Annotated in this window: 16 protein-coding genes and 2 pseudogenes; 6 read left to right on the top strand and 12 right to left on the bottom strand. The window is 32.6% G+C overall.

Going from position 1 to position 23826, the window contains the following annotated elements:
- Positions 1–174: 174 nt before the first annotated feature.
- From HRG09_RS24390 to HRG09_RS24380, 3 genes are all read right to left on the bottom strand, one after another.
- A complete protein-coding gene (locus HRG09_RS24390) occupies positions 175–1119 on the bottom strand; it encodes an agmatinase family protein (protein WP_121868713.1) in 945 nt (314 codons plus the stop codon).
- A gap of 31 nt (positions 1120–1150) precedes the next feature.
- Positions 1151–2398 (bottom strand): ATP-grasp domain-containing protein, encoded by a 1248-nt coding sequence (locus HRG09_RS24385; protein WP_174103427.1) that lies wholly within the window; start codon positions 2396–2398, stop codon positions 1151–1153.
- Between the two features lie 104 nt (positions 2399–2502).
- Positions 2503–3651, bottom strand: a complete 1149-nt coding sequence (locus HRG09_RS24380) for a radical SAM/SPASM domain-containing protein (protein ID WP_098877601.1) — start codon at positions 3649–3651, stop codon at positions 2503–2505.
- A 211-nt stretch (positions 3652–3862) separates the two neighbouring features.
- Between HRG09_RS24380 and HRG09_RS24375 the strand changes: the two genes are divergently transcribed.
- A complete protein-coding gene (locus tag HRG09_RS24375) occupies positions 3863–5101 on the top strand; it encodes an MDR family MFS transporter (protein ID WP_254610167.1) in 1239 nt (412 codons plus the stop codon).
- Positions 5102–7313: 2212 nt separating this feature from the next.
- Here the strand turns inward: HRG09_RS24375 and HRG09_RS24370 are convergent.
- On the bottom strand, positions 7314–7931 hold the full coding sequence (locus HRG09_RS24370; RefSeq protein ID WP_174103425.1) for a DUF421 domain-containing protein: 618 nt from the start codon (positions 7929–7931) through the stop codon (positions 7314–7316).
- A gap of 292 nt (positions 7932–8223) precedes the next feature.
- Between HRG09_RS24370 and HRG09_RS24365 the strand changes: the two genes are divergently transcribed.
- Positions 8224–8652 (top strand): hypothetical protein, encoded by a 429-nt coding sequence (locus HRG09_RS24365; protein ID WP_174103424.1) that lies wholly within the window; start codon positions 8224–8226, stop codon positions 8650–8652.
- 288 nt (positions 8653–8940) lie between these two features.
- A complete protein-coding gene (locus tag HRG09_RS24360) occupies positions 8941–9555 on the top strand; it encodes a hypothetical protein (protein WP_174103422.1) in 615 nt (204 codons plus the stop codon).
- A 442-nt stretch (positions 9556–9997) separates the two neighbouring features.
- Here the strand turns inward: HRG09_RS24360 and HRG09_RS24355 are convergent, their stop codons facing one another.
- The 3 genes from HRG09_RS24355 to HRG09_RS24345 form a co-directional block, all read right to left on the bottom strand.
- Positions 9998–10366, bottom strand: a complete 369-nt coding sequence (locus HRG09_RS24355) for a GIY-YIG nuclease family protein (protein WP_217448160.1) — start codon at positions 10364–10366, stop codon at positions 9998–10000.
- Complete coding sequence (locus HRG09_RS24350; protein WP_174103420.1) at positions 10345–11538, bottom strand: SNIPE associated domain-containing protein; 1194 nt, start codon at positions 11536–11538, stop codon at positions 10345–10347. The genes HRG09_RS24355 and HRG09_RS24350 overlap by 22 nt, the downstream gene beginning before the upstream one ends.
- Positions 11539–11695: 157 nt before the next feature.
- Positions 11696–12466, bottom strand: a complete 771-nt coding sequence (locus tag HRG09_RS24345; RefSeq protein ID WP_174103418.1) for a PH domain-containing protein — start codon at positions 12464–12466, stop codon at positions 11696–11698.
- A gap of 852 nt (positions 12467–13318) precedes the next feature.
- Here HRG09_RS24345 and HRG09_RS24340 point away from each other — a divergent pair.
- The 3 genes and pseudogenes from HRG09_RS24340 to HRG09_RS24330 all read left to right on the top strand — a co-directional run bounded on the left by HRG09_RS24340 (position 13319) and on the right by HRG09_RS24330 (position 16283).
- Positions 13319–13735: a MerR family transcriptional regulator gene (locus tag HRG09_RS24340; protein WP_174103416.1), complete on the top strand. Its 417-nt coding sequence runs from the start codon at positions 13319–13321 to the stop codon at positions 13733–13735.
- The gene (locus HRG09_RS24335; RefSeq protein ID WP_174103414.1) at positions 13732–14640 is read left to right on the top strand and encodes a DMT family transporter; all 909 of its coding nucleotides are present in this window, start codon (positions 13732–13734) and stop codon (positions 14638–14640) included. Before HRG09_RS24340 ends, HRG09_RS24335 begins: the two co-directional genes overlap by 4 nt.
- A gap of 201 nt (positions 14641–14841) precedes the next feature.
- Positions 14842–16283, top strand: a pseudogene (locus tag HRG09_RS24330) (IS4 family transposase).
- Positions 16284–17279: 996 nt separating this feature from the next.
- Here HRG09_RS24330 and HRG09_RS24325 read toward each other — a convergent pair.
- The 5 genes and pseudogenes from HRG09_RS24325 to HRG09_RS24305 all read right to left on the bottom strand — a co-directional run.
- Positions 17280–18680: a zinc-ribbon domain-containing protein gene (locus HRG09_RS24325; protein WP_174103412.1), complete on the bottom strand. Its 1401-nt coding sequence runs from the start codon at positions 18678–18680 to the stop codon at positions 17280–17282.
- Between the two features lie 348 nt (positions 18681–19028).
- Positions 19029–19307, bottom strand: a complete 279-nt coding sequence (locus HRG09_RS24320) for an AbrB/MazE/SpoVT family DNA-binding domain-containing protein (protein WP_174103410.1) — start codon at positions 19305–19307, stop codon at positions 19029–19031.
- Positions 19308–19736: 429 nt separating this feature from the next.
- On the bottom strand, positions 19737–20399 hold the full coding sequence (locus HRG09_RS24315) for a restriction endonuclease (RefSeq protein WP_174103408.1): 663 nt from the start codon (positions 20397–20399) through the stop codon (positions 19737–19739).
- A complete protein-coding gene (locus HRG09_RS24310) occupies positions 20392–21384 on the bottom strand; it encodes a DUF3991 and TOPRIM domain-containing protein (protein WP_174103406.1) in 993 nt (330 codons plus the stop codon). The genes HRG09_RS24315 and HRG09_RS24310 overlap by 8 nt, the downstream gene beginning before the upstream one ends.
- 94 nt (positions 21385–21478) lie before the next feature.
- Positions 21479–23826 (bottom strand): annotated as a pseudogene (locus HRG09_RS24305) (type IA DNA topoisomerase); the annotation flags it as partial.

The following is a 23826-nucleotide window of genomic DNA, read 5'->3' as shown; positions in this document are numbered from 1 at the left end:
TGGTGCTACCCCATATAGAATGAATTTGATTCTTATAGCTTCTTTATAAGGTTCTGTTGCAAAAACTTAAAAACTTTTACAAATAATCTCTAAACCCTGGACTATTTCTCTATAAAGGTGTGTAATCAGTATGGAAAAACAAAATGTATTCAAGTGAAAGCATTATCAAAATCTTTATAAACGACTCTTTATAACACCGGCCATAAAGTTTAAGATAATATTCGCTGCAACATGTGGTGTATAATTTTGTTGATGATCATACCAAGGGCTTACTTCATTAATATCTATTCCAACCACTTTAGATTTTAATGCAATTTCATAAATACTATCAATTACCTCATATGGATATAATCCATTTGGATTAGGAACACTACATCCAGATATAAAAGCTTGATCCATAGAATCGACATCTACAGATAAATATACCCCCTCTGTAGATTTTGTCACATGATTTATAGCTTCTTCTATAACCTTTTCTCTTCCCATTCTTCTCAAATCATATAACGTCCAAATTTTAGCTCCTCTACTTTCTAATTCTTCCATATAATAATTAGAATAAATAGGCGCTCCAATCCCTATAATTGCGACATTATTATAATCAATTTTATCTTGCAAAGTTTTTAACCAATGACCTGAGTGCTCTTTACCTTTTAACGGATCTCTAAAATCAAAATGTGTATCGAAAATAATAACACCAAATGAATCATTACCTAATCTATTATACATCCCTCTAATAATTGGATCAGCAATTGAGTGGTCACCCCCTAAGAAAATTGGAATATGCCCCTGTTCAATATTGGATACAGCTTCTTCCATGTTTTTATAAGATTGCTGCAAATCATGTACAATATCTACGGATCCTAGATTATAAAAAACGCTTTTATCTAGAGAGACTCGTTTATCAGCACAATAAAGACTATAGCTGTTTAAAACATCTAAAATGCTTTGTGGACCAAATCTAGTACCTGGACGATGACTAACTGCATAGTCAAATGGGAAGCTTAGGAATGAGAATTTTGTCATTTCATTATTTTTTGATAGATTGTCAAGTGACTCCCAATTATCTGCTATCCATTTCACAGAAGAATCGTTAACTACTTTTAGTTTATGAATATCCATAATACCACTTCTCCCTTAAAAAATTCGATTTCTATCTTCTATTCAAAAGTAATACATCGGCTTGTTTTGCAGCATTTTTAGCATATTGTAAGGCCATTTCTGGAGTCTTTGCTTCTGTAACTAACCTAGCAACAAAATCTCCATTAGAAAGTGGTGGATAATTAACCTTATCACCAATTTTCGCCATAACCTTTAAATCGGAGACCCCAGGCAATTTTTTTAGTGATTCTAAATTCGAAATCCCTCCAAACTCTCCAGTTTCTGGTATACTTATGCCGAAAATAGCTGCTCCTTTATTTGAATTAACTTTCCAGGTCAATGAATTACCCAAGGCAGTTTCTACTACCATTTCACATGGATTAGAATCAAGGGCTAACTGAATCATATGACTTCCTGCCATATCTCCCATTAGTCTTGGATTTATTTCTATAATCTTCACTTGTCCATTTTGAATGCGACACTCTGTATGAATTACCCCACAATCTATATTTAACATCTTAAGTGCCAATGCCACCTCCTTGTACAACAAGTTCGTATAAGCATTGTTTACAGGAAAATAGGCTCCTGCTTCTACAAAATACCCTCTCTCAGTCCCCATTAATGCTTTACCAGTTACACCAATAAGTTGAATACTTTCTCCTTTAAATTGAATGGTTTCCACGCTAAATTCATCACCATCAATATACCCTTCTAATAGTACTCCGCTTGCTAATGATTGTCCTGATGTATTAAGCCCCCAGCTTTCAGCTATTTTCATGTATTCTTTCAATTCATCTTCAGAATTAATCTTTACTACATTCCAACTATCATTTGCATCTTGTGGTTTGGCGATAAATGGGTATCCATTTATTCTTGCAAAATTAACAGCTTCTTCAATTGAATATGCCAATTGAAATGGAGGATTCAGATATGGACAATGCTTTTTAATATTAAGTCTCATTTTATATTTATTACGAACATCCTTTGCTGCTTGATAAGAAATACTAGGTAAACCTAAATCTTCAGCTACAAAAGAGGCTTGTGGCACATAATAATCGTGCGTAGTAGTTACACCATTTATTGTATATGTATTATTTAATTTACGAACTGCTTTTAATAGGTGATCTAGATTATTTGTATCACACTCTAAATAATTAACATCATTCGGCAAAGTGGTATTATACTTTTTTATATCCTTACAAACTACAGTAATTCGGTATCCTCTTTCAATAGCATAGTCTATTGCTTTCTCTCCTGCCCCGCTCATACTAACCTCAATAAACACAATATGCTTATTCACGAAAATCCTCCTTATTTAATAACAACAAATAGATTGCTATTTCTCTAATTACAAATATACTAACTATTGTAATTTCATTTACATTAGGTAGTATATTTTATATTTTAGTTGCTCAATACTTTATCTGGATTTTCTCTTCTATATAATCCTTTTAACACTACTTCATCTGGTGTATTATTTTCCTCCCAACTATTGTAGTCTTCCATTTTCCGATCAAATCCTTTTAGATTAGTCTCATCCCATACTCTTTCTCGAACTGCACAGTATCCTTCTTGCTCTTCAGCTCTTACATGAGTTGCAAATTTTGAATTCCAAATTTCTTTTAAATTATTTATTCGAATATGTCCTAAAAATCTGCCTAAGCCATTACAGTCATACACTTCTCCATAAAGATTTACAAACATCCCAACATTAACTTGACGACATTTGTAACCTCCTGCCATTGGCAAAGAAGGATTATAAGTAATTCCAAATTCTTTTTCATCAATTTCTTTTAAACGATTAATAAAGCTATTCGCTCGTTCTTTTTCAAATAGTTTTGATTTTTTATCTGCAATTCCTTCTGGAATTAATGTAGTAATATAGTTATGAACATTATTTCGACGACACCATCTAAAAATTCTTTCAATATCTTCAAAGTCCTCATTCCTAGGTGTGACAACTAAATCAATTGCTAACCTTGTTGGAATTGATTTGGTGAAACCTTTCACAACTAGTTTTTCAAGAATTTTCTCTAGATACGCACCGTATCCTTTTACCTTAACAATGTCATCGTTAATTTCCTGACTTGTAGAATTGTACTTTAAAAATATAGTTGCCCCTAAATTATATAAACGATCTATTGATTCATCATCTAAATGCCACCCACTTGTAAAAATAACTGGTGTCATTTCATTTTTATGAATAAACTCAATTACTTCCCAAAATCCCTCATCAATCATCGGTTCCCCAGAACCAGGGAATTCTACAGTACGTGCTCCCAATTCTTTTGCTTGTAAAATTAAACTTTTTCTATCTTCCGTAGTTAACGGCTGACGCTCACCTTTATTAAAACGATCGGGAGTACGATCACAATAATAACAATGTAGTTTACATTCACTTGTAAAGTCCATATCCAATAATAACATTCTATTATCCGCTTTAGCTGCCTCTACTTCTTCTTTTGAAAAATCAGTTCCTTTAGCCCACAATACTTCAATTTTTTGCTTTGCTTGTTCTAAATGTTCTTTACTAGTTAAAACCTCAGGTAACATTTAATTTCCTCCTCTTAATATTTAAAATATTGGAAATCCCCTTTTTCTCCCTTATTATACCAAAATACTCCATTTTTCCAATATAATTATTCAACAATTTTAACTATTTTAAATATATTTTCACAAAATATTCATTTTTTAAATTTTACCAAAAAAATGAATATTATTGTAAAATATACTTATAGAATATGTATGAAGGAAGGTTGTTTTATTGAATATACCTAAAATACATCCATTAGGAGTTAATATCATTATAGGAACATTGTTTGCTAGGTTAGCAACTACTATGAGTATGCCTTTTTTAGCTATTTTGTTAACAACTCAAAAAGGGATAAGCCCATCGGTTACAGGATTAATTATCGGCATCAGTGCATTAGTAAGCATCTTTACAGGTATTATAGGTGGTAACTTGTCTGATAAATACGGAAGAAAGTCCGTTATGATGGGATCAATTTGCCTTTGGATTCTTGTTTTTTTAGGTTTTTCTATTGCTGATAGTTCAATATCCTTTTTTATACTTAGCGCATTAAATGGCGCTTGTGGTTCTTTTTTTGAGCCTTCTTCACGCGCGCTACTTTCTGAAACAACAGACTCAAAGGATAAACTACTAGTTTTTAATTTAAGATATACAGCCATTAATATAGGAGTTGTTTTAGGTCCGTTATTCGGATTATTATTGGGAAGTTCTCAATCAACTTTCCCATTTATATTTACAGCACTTATATACACCGGTTACATGCTGTCTTTAGTAATAACATTTAAAAAATATCCCTTACCTGCTGTAAAGGATATTTCAAAAAACAATATTACTATGAGGAATTCAATATTAATTCTAAAAAATGATTCCATTTTTTTAATAGCATTAATTGGGTTTATTTTTGGGCTTATGGGATATTCCCAATTTACTTCAACATTCCCTCAGTATTTCTCTCATAGTACTCTTTTTGATAACGGGGTAAAATTATATACGTACATTATTGTGCTAAATGCGCTAACAGTATTATCTTTACAATATACTATAATTAAAATTGGGAAAAAGTATTCCCCTCTTATTTCTATTTTATTTGGAGTAATCTTAATAGGGGTTAGTCTTATCGGAATAGGTTTTTCTAAAAGTATTTTTTTAGTATTTACCTGTATTTTTATATTTACAATTGGTGAAGTTTTAATCTTTTCTATGATTGATATATTTATTGATTTTATTGCCCCAGATCAACTAAAAGGTACGTACTTTGGAGCAATAAGTTTTATGAATCTAGGACAAGTATTAGGTCCTTGGCTAGGTGGAATATTACTTGGATACTTTGGATATGTAAAGGGGAATATAGTTTTTGGAATTCTAGGTCTTATATGTATTTTAGGTTTTCCATTCCTATTAGTTGCTAAAAAGAAATTAGATTCTAAAGAAAATATAAAATACCTAAATAATCGAAAACGCACCTCTTCATAAGGGTGCGTTTTCGATTATTACAAATACAAATTTAATTACGGGGATAACTAACTTGTATAAGCAATTAAAAAGGCATAAAAGGATTTTATATCCTAATCATTATTATACATTGAAATCAACACTAGAAAATAGCTAATTTTGAATATTTTGTTAAATTTTTGAGATGTATTACCAACACCAGAATTACTAGCATTATAAAACTTATTATTACCAATATACATACCAACGTGAGTAATACCATAGAAAGACGCATGATATCACTGGTTTTAATGAGTTTAACATTTTGTGTATTTTGTAAAACTCATTTATTAAATAAAAAAATCCCTTCACGATTTGTGAAGGGGTCAGTATACATTGAAAGGGTACTTTCATTTTAATATGTAAAAGAAAAAACTCGTATTGATAAAGTTAAACTTTTTGTTTTTGCCGCTTTTAATTCACTATAAAGAAACTATAAGGATTAAATTCATCCTCTATAGAGTTTTTGTGTTCCTCATTAGACATGTATATTTGATAAATCATATTTTTTATGCAATATTGCATAAAAAAATACCTGTTACTCCTGCTATAATTTTGAGAGTAAACTGTTGCATCCAACATTTTATAATCTTCTATATTCATTAATATAGAGACCCTAATTGCAGGAAAAAGGAAAGAATATTGGTGGTTCTTCCCTTTTTCCTTATTTTTTTAACTATCTAATGATTCATTCTATAGTCTAAAATATTTTTATTAATGAAACCTGTAAAATTACAAAATTTTAGTTAGCAAACGAGAAATAAACACTTCATTATTATTTCTGCTATATTTAAAGGGCTTTTTTCTAATACAATAAGAAAAACAAAAAGAACTTATAGAAATCACTACAAGTTCTTTTTGCTTTAAAGCGAATACACGGGACACATAAATTATCTCATTATTCATAACGGGGAAACCATATTGATTACGGCTTGATTCCATTATATAACAAATATTAAAATCCTGAGTTTTAATGTTTGAAAATTATATGAATTAATAAATAAAGGTCCACCCTTCCTCTAAAAATTTATTGCTACAAGTTATTCTTAATCCTTTTTCTTCATGAGAAGTAATTAATTTTTAAAATCTTTCTAATATTTGTAACCACTATTTGTAATTCAATCCACATTTTGTTGATACCATTACAGTTACAGATATATTAAAATTCATTTGAAACATTGCTTTTGGGAAGACAATTGCTATCATAGCGCAATTTATTTTCTACAATCTGATTGGGTTTAAGCCCAAATTGCGGTTTTATTCTGCAGTCCTTAACAAATTGTTAAGGACCTTTTTTTATTTGTCCTTTAGTGCGAAAAAATAAAATTTTTATAATGGGAATCGTTAAAATTATTAGCTTGATAGTGATGTAAAAAATCTTGATTTGGATTTACCCCCTATAACAAAGAAATTACGAATTGTTGACTCTTAATCAGGAAGACTATGTAATTAGATAGGTAACAAAATTAGAGGATATAACGAAGGAAAAAAGAGAGTAAACTAATACCCTCTTGTCCATTATAAAAACATTTTGATTATTAACTCGCTAATTACTTTGCATGTATCTTTGTTGATCATGAAATCAACTTTCAATTTACCAATGCTGAATTTTATTTTCATGTGTCCCACTCTCCTTTTTGATTTGATAAATCATTTTAGTTAATCGGACACGGAAATATAATTCTTAAGTTGTTCGAGGGTTTTTTATGTAAGAGTAGAGATAGTTTATAACAATCACAATAACAGTATTTTGAATGTATACTTTTTAGTTTATTTATTGGAAATACGAAGAGACATTATAAACACAATGATTGAAATAAAATGAAAGTAAACTTTTTAATAAAAGTTTACATTGGTGTTTTGAATCATTTTATAACTAATTTTGTAATAAATTTCTCAATATAGATGTACTTGTTAAATAAGGATATAATATTCAAAATTAACAAAAAATAAATTATAATAAAAATATGATGGTTATCCTTTTGTTTACTCCTTGTGCTGAAGATAAGATCGTGTTTCCGGATCTTATCTTTTTATTTTTGGATTTTAGATAGGGGTACCGCCAGCATTTCGGAAAAAAAAAACGCTAAGCAAAAAATAAAATAAGCTGTCCATATGGACAGCTTATTTACATAATTTTCGTTATTGGAAGGAAATAACTACACCTTATTTCACTCTAATTTCAAAACATTTATTACTTAAGATATTTAGGATTTTGTTGCGGTTGACCGTCTATTTCTTGAAATATATTTGGTTTACTACTTGTTTCTTGCTGAGTAGTTGCATCCGATAAAGCTACACTTTGGTTTAAAGTTGATGTTTTTAAAAAATAAATATCCATTAATTTTTTGAAATCTCCTACTGTTAAAGGCTTAGCATCTTCCTTTAATTCATAACCTAATTTTCCATTTGGTTCGAGTGTTGCTGTTTTGATATCTTTAATGTTGGAAATTCCTTGATTACGCAATCTCATTTCTAATTGGTCAACTGTTAATCGTAACTTTTTTAAGTTCTGGATATTTAGCGTACCGTTCTCAATAACTATTTTAGATTTACCTGTAATAAACTTTTCAAAAGCATTCGATTTTAGTTGTAAGTATTCTAAAATGATAACGGAGATTACAAAGATAGCAGCGCCCACAATAGCTTTTATTATACTTTTCTCTACAATAGGTTGAACAATAATTGTACCGATTGATATCATTACAACAGTTTGTGCTAATGTCATTTGAGAGATGGATTTTCTTCCAGCTATTCTGAGTAAAAAAATACCGGCTAAAATTAAAACAAATGATTCCCAAATAAAATTCATATTATCACCTTTTTATAAACAGTATTAGTCTGTTTTAAAGTATACATAAAAAACAAATCTATACTTTTTAATACAATTAAATAAAGCTGATTAATATTTTTTTGTTTTAGCACATAAAATTATTCTTTATTTTTGAGTACCACATGTATCTCATATTCATGTAAAGTTAACATAACGCATCATTATCGTCACAGCACTTTTGACTATTCCAATAAAAAAATAATCATTTACACTTTAGAAGAAAATTTGTATTATGCTATTGTTAAAAAATGGAATTCAAGGAGCTGTTAAAATGAAAAAAAGAATTCTTATTCCGATAATGAGTATAGGGTTTTTAGTTTTTAGTGCATTTCATAGTCCTGTGCAGAATACAGTTTCCGCTCAAATTAACAATGAAAAATCATCCATAAATGAAAGTGAGTTTTGGCTTTATGATGGGGATGCCATAAGATACTACCCTTACTTTAATAATTTTATTGGGATTGCTGATGTAAGTTCATCTAATGAACAAGAACCAAGTCGTGTAGTATTTGAGTTTTATAATTTAATAGGTGATCTATCATATGTAACAAGCGCCACTATCCCTAATCATAAGCATTCAGCTTTCCAACCATTTTCAGCCCCTATAAATTCTTTAGAAGAAGCTACCTATTCCGTAAAGGTCAAAGTTATAAATGCAAAGGTAGATCCAAATAAAGTTAAATTTGCTCATATAGAATAATACGTGTGTGTACATGTACACAGAAGGAGCTTCTATTTATTAGAAGCTCCTTCTATTTATCTAACATGTTCTGTAACTTACTTTGCGTTTTAGGTTACGATTACTCTTTCTATCCCTAAAAAATGGGTACAAATGGTGATGAATAAAAATCCATGTAAGGTTAACATAACGTATGATTATCTAAAGTAAATAAATTATCTAAGATATTCTATAAATGGGACAAGTATAAGAAGCGAAATCATTTTTTTTGCATTAAATATAATAGTATAGATAAGTGAGGTGAATTTTTTGTATCCACTTAATAGAAAAATTGGTAGACTTCGTTCCGTTTGTTGTTGTTCTACTCCTCATGCTGTTCCTTGTCCTATTCCTGGTCCTATATCTACTTCTTGCATCGTTTCCACAGCAACATTTAGTAACTTGTCTCCAATTGTTATACCAGACTCAGGTCTAGCAGTACCCTATCCATCTAGTATTAATGTGTCAGGTTTATCTGGTGGGGTTACTCAAGTTACAGCGACACTAATTGGTCTGACTCATACATTTCCAGATGATCTTGATATCTTGCTTGTAGGACCACAAGGGCAAAATGTTATTCTTATGTCAGATGCGGGAGGTGGGGGTGACGTTAATAACGTTACATTAACTTTTAACGATTTTGCACAGTCTTTACTTCCTAACGGTAGTCAAATCGTCTCTGGTACATTTCAACCAACTAATTACGGACTTACAGATATTTTTCCTTTTCCAGCACCACCACCTCCGTATGGGTCAACTTTAAGTGTTTTCAATGGAATAGATCCAAATGGTATATGGAACCTTTTTGTATTTGATGATGCTGGTGGAGATAGCGGTTCTATCTTGGGATGGACATTAAATATTACTACTACTTTTTGTTCTTAAAAAATCGTGATTTTTAGATTATTGTAATAAACTAGTTCATTACAATGAAGAGGGATATAAAATAATCCTTTTTGATTGTGACATTTTTCTAATGTAAGACACGCATTCTTCTTATATGAGTGTCTTGTTTATTTTTTCATTGGATTAATGTATGTATATCATATTCATGTGAGGTTAACATAACGCACAATTATCGGTAGCAAGAAAAAGGCGGATCCCTACTCTTACAAGGAATCCGCCTTTTTCTTTTTCTATGACTCTATTCATTCTTTCATACATCTCTATCCTGACGTGGGTCTTAGGGTTCTCGTTTGTTACTGGATTAGCCGAAAAACTGTATAAAATCTTGTATAAATAAAAGAGTACCAGTTTGTTAAACATATATTTAAGCAATCGGTACCCTTTTTGTATTTTTTTTAATTAAATTCAAAGGGAAAAAATATTAAACAGCTTGCAAAGGCTTCTTTTCAAGTTGGATAGATTTTCTGAAGTCTTCAGCTTCAGCTAACTTTGTAAATTCAACCGTCTTGTTGTGGTTTTTCTTCACAACATTTTCTATTTCAGCCAACTCAACCCGGAAGAATTCTTTTCTTGCATTTACCTTGTTCACTCGTTTATCGGCAAATGCTTGATGAAGGGCATTTTCCAAAGCAGGAGCATCTTCACTAAAGACCATTCCATGTACATCAAACGTAAATGGAACCGATGCATCACCCAATTCTTTCACACGATCCATAGGTTCTAAACGACGAGTCATACCGATTTTAAATACGTTTTCACCAAATGAACCTATATTTGAAATGATATACACGTAACCGGCACGAGTGTTTTGTACCCTGTACAATACATCTTCTTTATTTTTCCGCGTTTGCTCCAGCTGTGCTCCAATTCTTTAAGCTTCTCAATTAATTTAGCTTGTTGGTTTTCAGTTGTTTCAGTCATTTGTATTTTTAACTTTTCAATTGCTTGCTCGAAGTGCTTTTCTTCTTTTTCCACTTTCTCTTTTGCTTTTTCTAACTCTTTTAATGCTTTCGCTTCTTCTCTCATGCGTTCTTTTATCTCAAGCTGCTCTTCTTTTTCTTCCTGTTTCATTTGTTCAAATGAATACTTTAAGTACAACTCTTCGATCTTTAATTCTAAATAACCTGGCGTAATTGATACCTGTTGCATATCAGTGAGTTTGTTCAATTCATCAAAAATCTTTTTAATCCTTTTCTCACTTGCTTCCAGGTTAGAGTATTTTACTTTTGTAATGATATTGTCGCATTCATTATTGAATGCTCTCAAGGTAAGTTTAATTGTATCAAGTATGAATTCCTTACCTTTCTTTCTATCATCTCCAATTGTCCAGTCCAAGCGATGAAATGTAGCTTCTCTATCCTTAACCATTTTCTTTTGTTTTTGTCGGATCTCATTCAATTTGATTTGGAATGCCTCTGACGTTTCAAAACCATATTTCGGATTTGTAAATCCAAATGATTGCATAAGTATGTCCTCTTTTAGAAGGATAACTTCTCTTTGCAAACTATCAATCTCTTGAATAATTGCTTGTTTATTGGATGTGAATCCTTCAATCTCCTCGCTCAATTTTTGTTTAGATTCGGTTAGATTTACAAGTGATTGAACATCCTCAATTCTTTTTGCAAGGGCATCCTTTTCTTTATTCATATTAACAATTTGAGAGGAAAGGCTATTTTTCACTTCCGTTAGGTCTGTAATAGGCTTGAAAGTTTCAAGCTCCGCTAGAACTTCTTGTTTAGCTAATGTTAGCTTTTGCAACTCTTCACTAAGACTGGCAATTTGCTCTTTAACATTTACAACTTTATCAAATCCATTTTCTTCCCAAACTTGTTGTACTTTCTTCATTTCCTTATTTCGGTTAATGATAAGGATGATTGCAATGATAGGAGGGATGATGAGGATCCATAAAGCAAATAAAATTCCAGTTACCCATGGTGAATACAGAAATTTTTCTTTATACATATTTTTCTTTTCTCCTTTATTTACTTTTCTATCTTTATATTATAAACACCCTAACATATTGAGGTCTCGCCAACAAAACGCGAATTTCGTACGCTAAGGAATTCGCGTTTTGTTGGCGAGACCTCTTATAAGACATTAGCAATTAACTAAATTTTGTTTATATATTTAGTAACTGTTTCTTCTTAGCGTTAAATTCATCTTCTGTAATTACACCCATATCACATAGTTCTTTAAATTTCATCAACTCATCTGCCGCCGAGGTAGCAGCAGTTATTGATATCGGTTGCGTTTCAATATTGTTACTCTTTAATGTATCCAGTACCTGATGGATACTATTATTAATAGATGTTGCCGAAGCTTTATCTAAAGCTACTTTAAATTTTTCTTGTGGTGTATCGATCGTTAAAACACCAAATACAATTCCTGTTTCAAATGTAATATCATTTATTTTTTCATGAGCTACTGCTTTAAATTTTTCACCACTTAAAGTTTTTTGTCCAAATAAGATGCGTTTATTGGTAATCGCATAGGCAAAATTACTATCGTGTTTTGTCGCTGATTTGTAATTATGTATTCCAATAAAGGTCATAAGAACTGTTTCACCTTGCATTAAATTCTTTTCGAGTATGCCAAAGTGTTTTAAGCCCCATTTTTGATTAAACCCTGAACCGAATTTATTATCTAGACAGTACTGATACATTCCTTCAGCACTTGACATTGGATCATCACTCAGTTTGTTTGCCTTTGCATCGATTGTAGCTTTAATTTCTTCAATCGTAACTTTATTTACAGGCACAACACCAACGCCACCAGCCTCTTTCAAACAATCTGGACAAACCCAGGCGTTAGATTTTTTCACTTTGTACCTATGTAATCCCACTTCACTTTGACAAACACCACATACCGCTTTCCGACTAAAGAATCCCATGATTAACCCCCATTTCGATTTCGTTCATTTTTTTCTATAAATGAATTAACGTAACTTTAGAAATCCTATTCCCCTTAATTAAATAACAATTTGATAAATAGTTACATTAATATATTAACTATAATACTATTAATCTCCTATAAGGGGTACAGCCGAGATACGTGTAAAAATAGGTCATAGACTTACTTTTATTTCCAATTAGATTTAGAATCAGTTTTTTATCCATTATTTCTTTGTACAAATCCTTGGTACATCTAATCTTTCATTGTTTAACTTATTATCATACACCCTAATCATACGATTCAAATTAAGTATTTTCAGTAATCAAACAATGGATGATTAGGGTTAACCCATAATAGACAAAGACAGAATTTTTATTGTAAATTGACGTAATAAAACCTAGTTATAAGTTCAATAGTTTTTGTTTGGAAATAAAAGTAAGCTTAATACTCAAAATTACACGTATCTCGGCTGTACCCCATGCCCATCAACTTAAGAAATCCGAATACCCCAAGTGTAAAAAAACGTTATTCTTTCTAAACAAGCTATATTAGAAAGGATGACGTTTTTTATGAATCTTTCTATTCAAAGTGAACCACAATTATTTGGTAATTAATCACCGCCTTAATTTTGGAACTATCTAGACATAGACATGATTTTTAGGGTATTCGGATTATCGTGTGGAACTCCATTAAAAGAAGCTACTTTACTTGGTGAATAATTTGTTTACCTTTTATGTCATTCGATTTTTTTATACCTGTGTCCCGTAACTATCGGTGACAAGTTTTTTTATTTACTTGACTTAGAGTTAACTCTAAGTTATAAACTAACTTTAATCAAAAGAGAGGGATGATGTTTTTGTATTCTATTAGTAAAGCCACTGAGATGTCTGGTATTAGTCCGTATACATTAAGGTATTACGAAAAGATTGGGTTACTTCCCCCACCAAAAAGACAAAACAGTGGAAGGCGTTTTTATATGGAAACTGATATTCAGTTCATGATATTTCTGAAAAGTTTAAAGGAAACAGGTATGTCTTTAGAGGATGTTAATGAGTTTGTCAAAGACGGCTGTATTTTGGAAAAAATTAATTCGGATGTGACAACGTCACAACTTACTCCGTCTATAAATAAACGTATTGAGATTTTAACCAAGCACTTAGAGAAAATGGAAATTAAAAAAAAGGAACTGGAAGAAGTGATTTCAACGACTAGGAAAAAACTGGATATATATTATTCAATTCTGAAAGAGGAAGTGGAAAGCAAATGAAACATTTGAATATATACCTGATGTTACTTGGCTTCTCCATTTTTACAGGAGCTACCTTTAACCTTGCGAAATATACAGTTGAATATTTTTCTCCATCATCTGCCGCGGTATGGCGATTCGGCTTAGCTGCTGCGGCGATGCTAATTATTTTGATTTTTACTGAAGGTATAAAGAAAAGTCAATTACAGAAGAATGCCGTTTCATATGTTGTTCTCGGGATTGTAGGGATTTTTGGGTTTAATGCTTTGTTTTTTGTGGGTTTAAAATATACATCTCCAGTTAACGCAGCATTAATCATGGGTCTGAATCCTTTATTAACGACGATTTTTGCTCGAATAATATTAAAAGATAAAATTACAAAAAAACAAGTCGTCGGAATATTCTTTGCCTTGATTGGTGTATTATTAGTCATTACACAAGGTTCTATTAAAACACTATCAATTTCAATTGGAGATTTAATTATCTTTGCAGGTAACGTTTGTTGGGCACTTTATGGTGTACTTGGACGTCAGCTTGTAAAAGACGGAACTCCTCTATCAACAACCACTTATACGATGATTATCGGTGCTGCTTGTTTAATAGTGTTTTCCTTATTTACGTCAAACCCTGTTTCTTTACCGAATATTCCGATTGGTGCTTGGGGTGCAATTGTCTTTATGGCTTTCTTTACAAGTGTTTTGGGTTACCTTTGGTGGAATCAGGGGATAAAGGAGATTGGTGCGAGTAAAACATCTTTATTTTTTAACCTTGTTCCCGTTGTAACGATGATTATTTCATTTGCCATTGGAACACCGATAACGGTATTTCAAATTATTGGGGCTGTGTTAGTTATATTAGGCGTTGTAACTGCTTCTGGGATACTAAGTATTCCTAAGCACAATATTGAAGAACAATCAGCGGTATAATAATATTAAAAGTAAACAATCATTCTTTGAAATAGCCGCATTTTTCAAAGAAAGAATGCGGCTTTGTGTTGTTCAAACTAATCAATTGTATTTTTACTAGGGTACCGTTATATTCCGCTCAACTTAAGAGATTTTAATACCCTCAAATACAAAAAAACGTTATTCTCTTTGTAGAAATATACAGGAAGGATGACGTTTTTTATGAATCTTTCGATTCAAAGTGAACTACAATTATTTGCTAAAGAACTATATGAACATCTTACTCCTTCATTTTTAGAAAATCTTGCTAGAGAACTAGATTTTGTACAACGGAAACGTAAGTTTTCAGGTCATGATTTAGCCACTATCTGTGTCTGGATTAGTCAACGGGTAGCGAGTGATTCTTTAGTGCGACTATGTAGTCAACTTCATGCTGTTACAGGCACACTTATGAGTCCAGAAGGGCTCAATAAGCGCTTCAATAAAAAAGCTGTTTGCTTTTTAAAATATATTTTCTCTGCATTATTAAAAAGTAAAATTTGCGAAACATCAGTGATTTCAAGCTCTTCAATTGCTTATTTTCAACGAATTCGTATTTTAGATGCAACGATTTTCCAGGTACCAAAACATTTAGCTAGTGTGTACCCTGGATCAGGTGGCTGTGCCCAAACAGCGGGTATAAAAATTCAATTAGAATATGATTTACATAGTGGTCAGTTTTTAAATGTTCAAATTGAACCAGGGAAAAATAATGATAAAACCTTTGGAACAGAATGTTTATCGACATTACGCCCTGGTGATCTATGTATTCGGGATTTGGGCTATTATTCACTGGATGATTTAGATCAAATGGACCAACGTGGCGTGTATTATATATCGCGACTCAAACTAAACAATATGGTGTATATCAAAAATGAATTTCCTGAATACTTTCGAAGTGGGACAATAAAAAACAGTCCCAGTACATCAAAGTTAATTTAGAACACATTATGGATACTCTAAAACCAGGACAGGTCTATGAAATAAAAGACGCCTATATTGGAAAGGATAAAAAACTATTCACGCGAGTGATTATGTATCGATTAACCGAAAAACAACTTCGTGAACGTAGAAAAAAACAAATGTATACGGAAAGTAAAAAGGGCATTACGTATTCAGAAAAAAGTAAACGATTAACTGGCATGAACATATATGTTACCAACACACCTTGGGAGATTGTTCCGATGGAACAAATACATGATTTTTATTCCCTCCGCTGGCAAATCGAAATCATCTTTAAAACTTGGAAATCCCTATTTCAAATTCATCATTGGCAAAATATCAAACAAGAGCGATTAGAATGCCATGTTTACGGAAAACTCATTGCCATTTTTCTATGTTCTTCTACTATGTTTAAGATGCGACAATTGATTTTACAAAAGAAACAAAAGGAATTAAGCGAATATAAAGCAATTGGAATGATTCAAGATCATTTATACATTTTGTATCAAGCCATACAACAAAACACCCAAGAAATAACAAAGATTCTGATTCGTCTGTTCCACCTCCTACAGAAGAATGGACGGAAATCTCACCGATATGAGAAGAAAACAGTCTTTGATATTTTGGGTGTTGTTTATGAGTATAATGAATTGAAAAAACAAAAAAAACTGCATAATTTTTGAAATTTAGCCGGTCTAGGTTTATTTGGTATGCTCATTTTTAAGGGCACAAAATATTTTAGCAGTTTTTTCGTTCATATGAACGAAAGTTCATTTTGTTTCTATTCTTAAGTTGATGGGCATGCGGCTGTACCCCTTAATCACATAGTTTTTTATAATTAGTGGAAAAATTATAAAATATATATTAATTATTTATAAGTAATATTTTTTGTTTGCAAAACCTAATAAAAAGAGCTTAGAACCCTTTTAAATCAAGGGTTCTAAGCTTCTTTTTATTACCCCCACTCCATATCGAAACAATGTAATTACTTACCGTTTTTTTATTTTATTTTACATTGTTTACACCAATTTTTTCTTCGTTTCATTTTATCGTAAGACAGCTCCCATGAACTGTCACATTTTAAACATTTCCACTTCAAAGGCTCTCTGTTGTTTTTATAATAAGTAGACAAACATTCTCCGGTGTTTTTCTTAGCATACTTTTGTATATCTTGAATCGATAGCTTTACTGTTCCACTACAAGTAGGGCACCATGTTCCCGATTTTATTGATGTTATGACACTTTTCCATATATGACCTTTTGAGCAACGCCAAGTTAATTTTGAGTTTGAATTAATATATGTAGTGGATAAACATTCGCCTCCACGAAGATTGGCAATTTCTTGTGCATCTTGAATAGTTAATCTTCTGCTTTTAGCAGTTCTTTCATCACCACATTTAGGACACCAATGGCCTTTTTTAATTGATGTTATGATACTTTTCCATATATGACCTTTTGAGCAACGCCAAGTTAATTTTGAGTTTGAATTAATGTATGTAGTAGATAAGCATTGTCCTCCACGAAGATTGGCAATTTCCTGTGCCTCTTGGATAGATAAACGTTGAGGATGATTACAAATGAAGCACCAACTACCAGCTCTTACACTCCGCGGAGTAGATTTCCAAATATGTCCTTTTGAGCATTCCCATATGAGACTACTCGTATTATTTATATAAGAATCAGATAAACATTTCCCCCCCCCTTTCAATCGCTATTTCTTTCATTTGTTCAATTGTTAATTTTCCACTCCTACATACTGGGCACCACGTACCATTTTTTATTAGGTAGGGAATTGTTTCCCAAACATGCCCTTTAGCACATTCCCATTTTAATTTTGTCTCTGATCCAAGGTAGGTGTTAGATAAACATTTTCCTCCATGGGATTGTGCAATTAAATTTAATTTTTTCAATTCACTTAATTGGTAATTTAGCTTTTTGAAATCAATTTTATTGATGTTTGAGACAAATATATTTAATTTTTTTAGACTATTGACAATAAATTTGACAAAAAGTTCATCATTTTTAGCCACAGTATAGGGTACAGTTATTAATTTGATACCTTTTTCTTTACACATTTTCCTTTTAATTCTATCTTTTTGTTTTTGTTCCTTAAATTGTCTTTCTTCCTTATGAAAAAACTCGATATATTCGTAATGTTGCACACCATGATATTCGAAAGCAATTTTTTGCTCCTCATTAAAACCATCTAATTCATAACCATCTAGTACTTCTCTGTTTTTAATGAACTTAATTCCTAATAATTCCTCAAAGATAAAATTACACTTTCTTTCATTAAACCCTACACTACAAATAGGACACCATCTCCCATGACGGATGTATACTGCCTTTGAAGACCAAATGTGTCCCTCTTTACATTTAATTAAAAGATTTGATTGACCACCCACATAGTCTGCTTCGAGTGTCAAGCACTCTCCACCCTGTTCTTCAATAGTTTGAATAATCTTTACAAATGGGATTCTAGATCTTAAGGCATTTTGTTCATTTTTACAAAATGGACACCATTTCCCGTAACTAACATTATTCGGTTGGGCTCTGAAAACATGTCCTTTCGCACACTTCCAAGTTAATTTTGTTGAATTGTTTATATAAACATCTGAGAGACATTCGCCATTGAATTTTTTAGCAATTTTATGCATGTCTTCAATTGATAAACGCCTTAAATTTGCTCTATGTTCTATACTGCATTGAGGACACCATGTACCTGATTTAATTTTTCCAGGTGAAGCATACCATCTGTGTGCTTTTTTGCACTCCCATAATAGCTTTGATTTGAGGTTGATATATTTTTCTGATAAACATTTTCCATTTTTTTGAATAGCTAAATTTCTCATTTGTTCAATTGTATTTCTTTGTTTATTTGCACTTTCTTCCCTACCACATCGTGGGCACCATCTCCCAGACTTTATTTTATTGGGTGTTGCTTTCCATGGGGGATGCTCCTGGTTGAGACATTTCCATAAGAGATGGGTTGTTGCATTTATATACTCCTTTGATAAACAGGTACCATTGCGCTTTAATGCTAATTCTTGCATATCATTTATAGAAAATTTTTTACCCATAGGAAACCTCGTTTATTATTATTTTTTGTTTTTGCCCACATATCAAAAACAAAGTACCATAACAAATATTAAATAGGACTCACCATATTATTCCGGTGATTTTGTACGTTTAGACACATTTAATAAGCGGTACATAATTTCTAGAATTAATTTTATGGATGCACTTTTATATGATCCATATATACGCCTCCAATTACTGTCAAAATGAGAATATAGAACAATCTTAGCACATCGACCTGAGAAGAGGGTAAGAATCCCTTGGTGAAAGTATGTATTTTATTTATTAATAAATACGGTACGTGAAATTATTTGTTTTCCTCTTGAAAAAGCTCCTCTGAAAGGAGCCAATTATTTTACAAGTTGCTTCTCTAATTCCTCTATTATAATCTTTGCACCTGCTGGGCTTAGCGTAATCTTTCCGTCTGCTAAAGTAATATTTTTATCAGATACTTCACCTGTTATTGCACAAGCACCATGCGCTTCGTATTTTTTTAAGATGATCTTTTCACCTTCTACATAAATCTCTAATGGTGTCTTTTCCTCAATTTCCAGCGTGCGTCTTAACTCCATAGGTATAACGATACGTCCTAAATTATCTAATTTTCGAGTTACTCCTGTTGATTTCATGAAACCTCTCCCTTATATATTTTATAGCTCTATATTTCTTATATCCTATGCCATTTTCTCATTGTACCAGGCTTTCTCCGTACATGAAAAACATTATGATCCAAAAACTTACGACCAGAAACAAGATGTTTTTACACTTTTGCTTAAAGGAAATAAACATATCTTCCATTCACATGCCTCTTTCTTTTTATAATTTATCCACCTAACAAATAACGACTAGCCTTTTCTATTTCCTCAAAAAACCTCATATCACATTTAAAACCATTTATAGCCACTATGACTTATTTCGTTTCGTTTAAGACCTATCGTATTATACAATAACCAAAAACACTATAAAATCAAATCTGAGAGGTCATTTTTTATAAGTAGCGTTTTTTTCGCTAATATATTCCTAAAATTAGAAATTGAGCTGGATTTTCATCACAGCTCTCAATTATGAATTGGTTCTGTATGTGCACATGTAGGATATTGAGAACATCCAAAAAACTTGTTTCCAGTTTTATTTGAATTTCTGACGACTAAATGATGCTTACACACTGGACATTTCCTTTCTGTAGGATCTACACCATGATACACATCTTCAGCCGAATACTCTGGATTTACTTTGTTAATCAATTTTTGAAGCTCTACACGATCTATTAGTTTAACATGACATGCTTCCGCTAATTCTTTCGCTTGCTTTGTATATACGCTGTTTGTGACAACCCACGCCTCATGAGCTTTGTAATAAGCTTGTGCTGCATAAATCTCCTGTACAGCACGAATGCCAACTCGATTTTTCATGCCATATCGTTTGGCTTGGATTACAATGCGATTTTTTCCTTTCAATACAAGATCTGCCCCAAAATCATTGGATTGTTTTGTGACTTCTAGACGATATTCCAGTTCTCGAAAGAGAGCTTTTAAATACACTTCAAACTGGTGACCATCCATTCTATCTATATAGTGAATACCTGACTTCACCATTCGCTTCAGTACTCTTCGCTCCTGGATCTTCCGATACACAAATTTACAAATATGAAATAGAACATAAAGGATAAAACCACAAATCAAAATGTGTAGTATGTCGGACATAGCTGGTAGATTAGACACTTCGCTCCACCTCTCTGATTGGATTCAATTTCTTTGGCTGTTTTGGTTGAGCTGATTCTTTTGATTGCTGATTTTGTTGGGAAACCTGTTTTTTTCGGACATCGTTCCAATCCTTCTCATGTGTTGGGATTTCTTCTTTTAGATCTACTAAACACTTCATCGTTTGAATAAACTCTTTCCCACCTTTATCATTATCAACCGCCATGATGACCTCTTTGATATCATGTCCTTCCTTTTTTGCATCAATTAAAGATTGAATGACGGTTTTTGGTTTTAATCCATGCATAGATACGAGGCGAGCATTTTGTATTTGATTTTGCTTGATACTCCAATGCGATAACATATCAATGGGATCCTCATAAAAATAGATCTTATCCGGTTTTCCTACATCAACTGTAAAACCTGCATGGATCCTTTCGTAATTCGGGACAATTTGTTTAAAACTCCCTCGTTTATTCTCCATTTTGACAGTACCTTGGCGATTCATTCCGATAATCTTTCCCTTACCGCCTTCTTCTCTCCATTTGAACACGACATTATTTCTTTTATCCTGGGCAATGAGATCCTTTTTAATCAGCCAATTTACCAGACGAGGATCTATTTTCCTTTCGTCAATTAAGTACTCTTTGATTTCTGTTTGCTTCTTTAATTCTAGGTTCTTGGGATAAATAAAAGGCTGCTGTCCTTTTTTACGTTCTTCTTCCGCTTTTGAACGATCAAACTCTTTATAATCGCCTTTATTGATATCCATTACAGCTTGTGGAAATGTCATTTCATAGTACATCATGGCAAAGCTAATCGCCCCATACCCCTTTTCACCACGACTATTCCAGGCATATTGATTCCCTTTAATAATGAGGCTGTCATGCTCTGTATGACGGTAATAGTTCCCTTCTTTCTTGAACCTTTCTCCCTTTGCTTCCAGATACGAAATCAAGTCTACATTTCTTGCCTTCATCGAATCCTCCGTACTGACATGTGCCATTACGGGATCCCCCCTTTACTCTAAAAAATGAAATAAAAAAGAGGACTATTCCCTTTTCATAGTCCTCTTTTTTTGCTACTGATCGTATTAACTTTTATTTACCAAACAAGAATTTAAGCCGCTTTTCTTGTACGCTGTACGATAAACGAGCATCAAATTTTTTACCGCTTTTGTTTGATACAAACCTTTTGATCTGATCTGTCACATTCTTTTCTAACAGTTTTTTCACATGATTCGTGCTTAAATTCTTACCAGAAAACGTACCAAAAATGATAAAGTCACATCCCTTTTTGTAACGCTCACATAGATAGTTACTCTTGCCCACAAGCACCCTTCCCTTACATAATGGGCATTTTCCTATTGTACGATCTTCCGTTGTTGGGAATCGAAATTTAAGACCAAAATTCTCATCCATGATAATAGCTGCCGTAAATTCTCCTTTTTCTCCTTGAAATCCATTTATAAAGTCTGTTGTTTTATATTGAATCAGCTTCTTCATTTGCGTACCAGGAATCGCTTTTCCTTTTATTTTTGCTGGTAACATGAAATCACAGCCATTTTTATGCTCTGTGCATCCATAGAATGTATTACGACGAAGCATTTCACCTTTCTTACACTTTGGACATTTTCCAAATGACAGCTCCTCTTGTGTTGGGAACTGAAATTTAATTTGGCCGTCATGAAGTACCAGGTAAGCGGTAAACTCTTTCTCATTGGACTTAAAGCCCTTTATGAGATCCGTTTTCTTATTATCAAACAGCTTTTTCACTTGTACTTCAGGAATCGCTTTTCCCTTAATCGTCTTCGGTAAAGAGACCTCACATTCTGGATAGTTACTGCACCCATAGAAATTACCTTTATGAAGAATCTTCCCTTTTCTACAAGAACACTTACATACCTCAATTTGTTGATTCCAAGTACTTATAATGTCATCTGATACTTTCTCATCCATTGCGCCTAATTGCTCCACCGCACTCTTTACAAACGTATTTGTTTTCTCTACAAACTCTTCATAATTCATCTCTTTCTTTTCAATCATGTAGATCATCCCTTCCATTTCAGCCGTATAAGCTGGATTTTTAATTTCCTCTACCGGAAAAGCATCTATAAACGCACGACCAATATCAGTTGTTCGAATTTGACTGTTTGTAATAGAGATATAGCTTCGCTCTAAAAGCTTTGGAATAAATGTTTCTTCTGTCGCAACCGTTCCAATCCGTTTTCCTTTCATGAGTTCTTTCAAATGTTCATCGTCTAGTTTTCGTCCTGCTGTTTCCATAAAGGTTAAAATAGAACTTTCCGTATGAAATGCAGGCTTTTTTGTCCTAAGACTCAACTAACTCATACTGAACGATTCTGAAAGAATCTCCTTCTTGTAAAACTGGGATCTGAAATGCCTCAACTGAACCCTCTTCTATATCCTCCTGAAAAACACTTAGAAACCCTTTCTCTTGTAGGATTTTTTCTTTTGTACTGTAAATATTCCCCTCTTGATCTGTAAAATGTACCTCTCGTACCAGGTAGATTGCTGGCTTCATAAAGTTCCCGATAAATCGTTTTACAATCATGTCATACAGTTGATTTTCCAATGGATTTCGGTCGGCCCCGACATAGCATTTTGTTGTTGGGATAATGGCAAAATGACTACTTACAAGCTCATCATTAAAAGTCGTATACCTTTGCGTTATAGAAGGGGAATCTATTTGTTGCATCAAACATACGTAGGAGCTATTTTCTAACGCACCCATGACTTCTTTTACTCGTTCTACCTGTTCTGTAGGTAAATGCCGAGAAGATGAACGAGGATACGTAATAAAGCCTTCTTCATACAGCGTTTGAATATGCTTTTTCGCTGTTTCTGCATTCACTTTTAGCTTGGCATGAGCAGCCTTGTAGATATCTGTTAGGTTATATAACAATTTTGGTTTCTTCTTTCTTGTACTCTCTTTAAATTCCGTTACAACAAGACTTGTATCTTTCAAACCCTCTCCAAGCTTCTGTAAAGGAGATGGATCTATCAATTGATCTTCCGTTTTCATCACTGGTGATAAACCATTTTCCGTTAACAATTTCAGATTATAGTAGGTTTGTTCTTTATAATTTTGAATGGCAAGTTCCCTTTGACGGATCTCATTTAAAATACACATTTGAACTCGACCAGAAGCCAACAAGAATTGATTTCTTGCCAATTTTGAAGTACACCCTCTCGTAACATTAATACCGAGAATATAGTCTAAGTACTGTCTTGCTTTCGCTGATTGTGCAAGCCCTTCATAATCTGCTCCTGGCTCTAATCGATTCAACGCTCCTTCCAATTCTGCGGCTTCGTAAGAAGAAATAAAAAGGCGTGATTCTCGTTTCCTCACGCCTGCATGTTCATATAATTCTCGATAGATTAATTCACCCTCACGATCCGCATCACAGGCGTTCACCACATGATCT

This window comes from Bacillus sp. Xin1 (assembly GCF_013314535.1).
Classification (GTDB): domain Bacteria; phylum Bacillota; class Bacilli; order Bacillales; family Bacillaceae_G; genus Bacillus_A.
The sequence above is the reverse complement of the archived record's forward strand: the minus strand, read 5'-3'. Positions and strand labels throughout refer to the sequence as shown.

Coding starts and splice junctions, on each gene's coding strand:
- HRG09_RS24310 (WP_174103406.1), bottom strand. CDS start 21,384: ATGGCACATGTCAGTACGGAGGATTCGATGAAGGCAAGAAATGTAGAC.
- HRG09_RS24325 (WP_174103412.1), bottom strand. CDS start 18,680: ATGGGTAAAAAATTTTCTATAAATGATATGCAAGAATTAGCATTAAAG.
- HRG09_RS24370 (WP_174103425.1), bottom strand. CDS start 7,931: ATGAATTTTATTTGGGAATCATTTGTTTTAATTTTAGCCGGTATTTTT.
- HRG09_RS24380 (WP_098877601.1), bottom strand. CDS start 3,651: ATGTTACCTGAGGTTTTAACTAGTAAAGAACATTTAGAACAAGCAAAG.
- HRG09_RS24340 (WP_174103416.1), top strand. CDS start 13,319: ATGTTTTTGTATTCTATTAGTAAAGCCACTGAGATGTCTGGTATTAGT.
- HRG09_RS24335 (WP_174103414.1), top strand. CDS start 13,732: ATGAAACATTTGAATATATACCTGATGTTACTTGGCTTCTCCATTTTT.
- HRG09_RS24390 (WP_121868713.1), bottom strand. CDS start 1,119: ATGGATATTCATAAACTAAAAGTAGTTAACGATTCTTCTGTGAAATGG.
- HRG09_RS24345 (WP_174103418.1), bottom strand. CDS start 12,466: ATGGGATTCTTTAGTCGGAAAGCGGTATGTGGTGTTTGTCAAAGTGAA.
- HRG09_RS24350 (WP_174103420.1), bottom strand. CDS start 11,538: ATGTATAAAGAAAAATTTCTGTATTCACCATGGGTAACTGGAATTTTA.
- HRG09_RS24365 (WP_174103424.1), top strand. CDS start 8,224: ATGAAAAAAAGAATTCTTATTCCGATAATGAGTATAGGGTTTTTAGTT.
- HRG09_RS24320 (WP_174103410.1), bottom strand. CDS start 19,307: ATGAAATCAACAGGAGTAACTCGAAAATTAGATAATTTAGGACGTATC.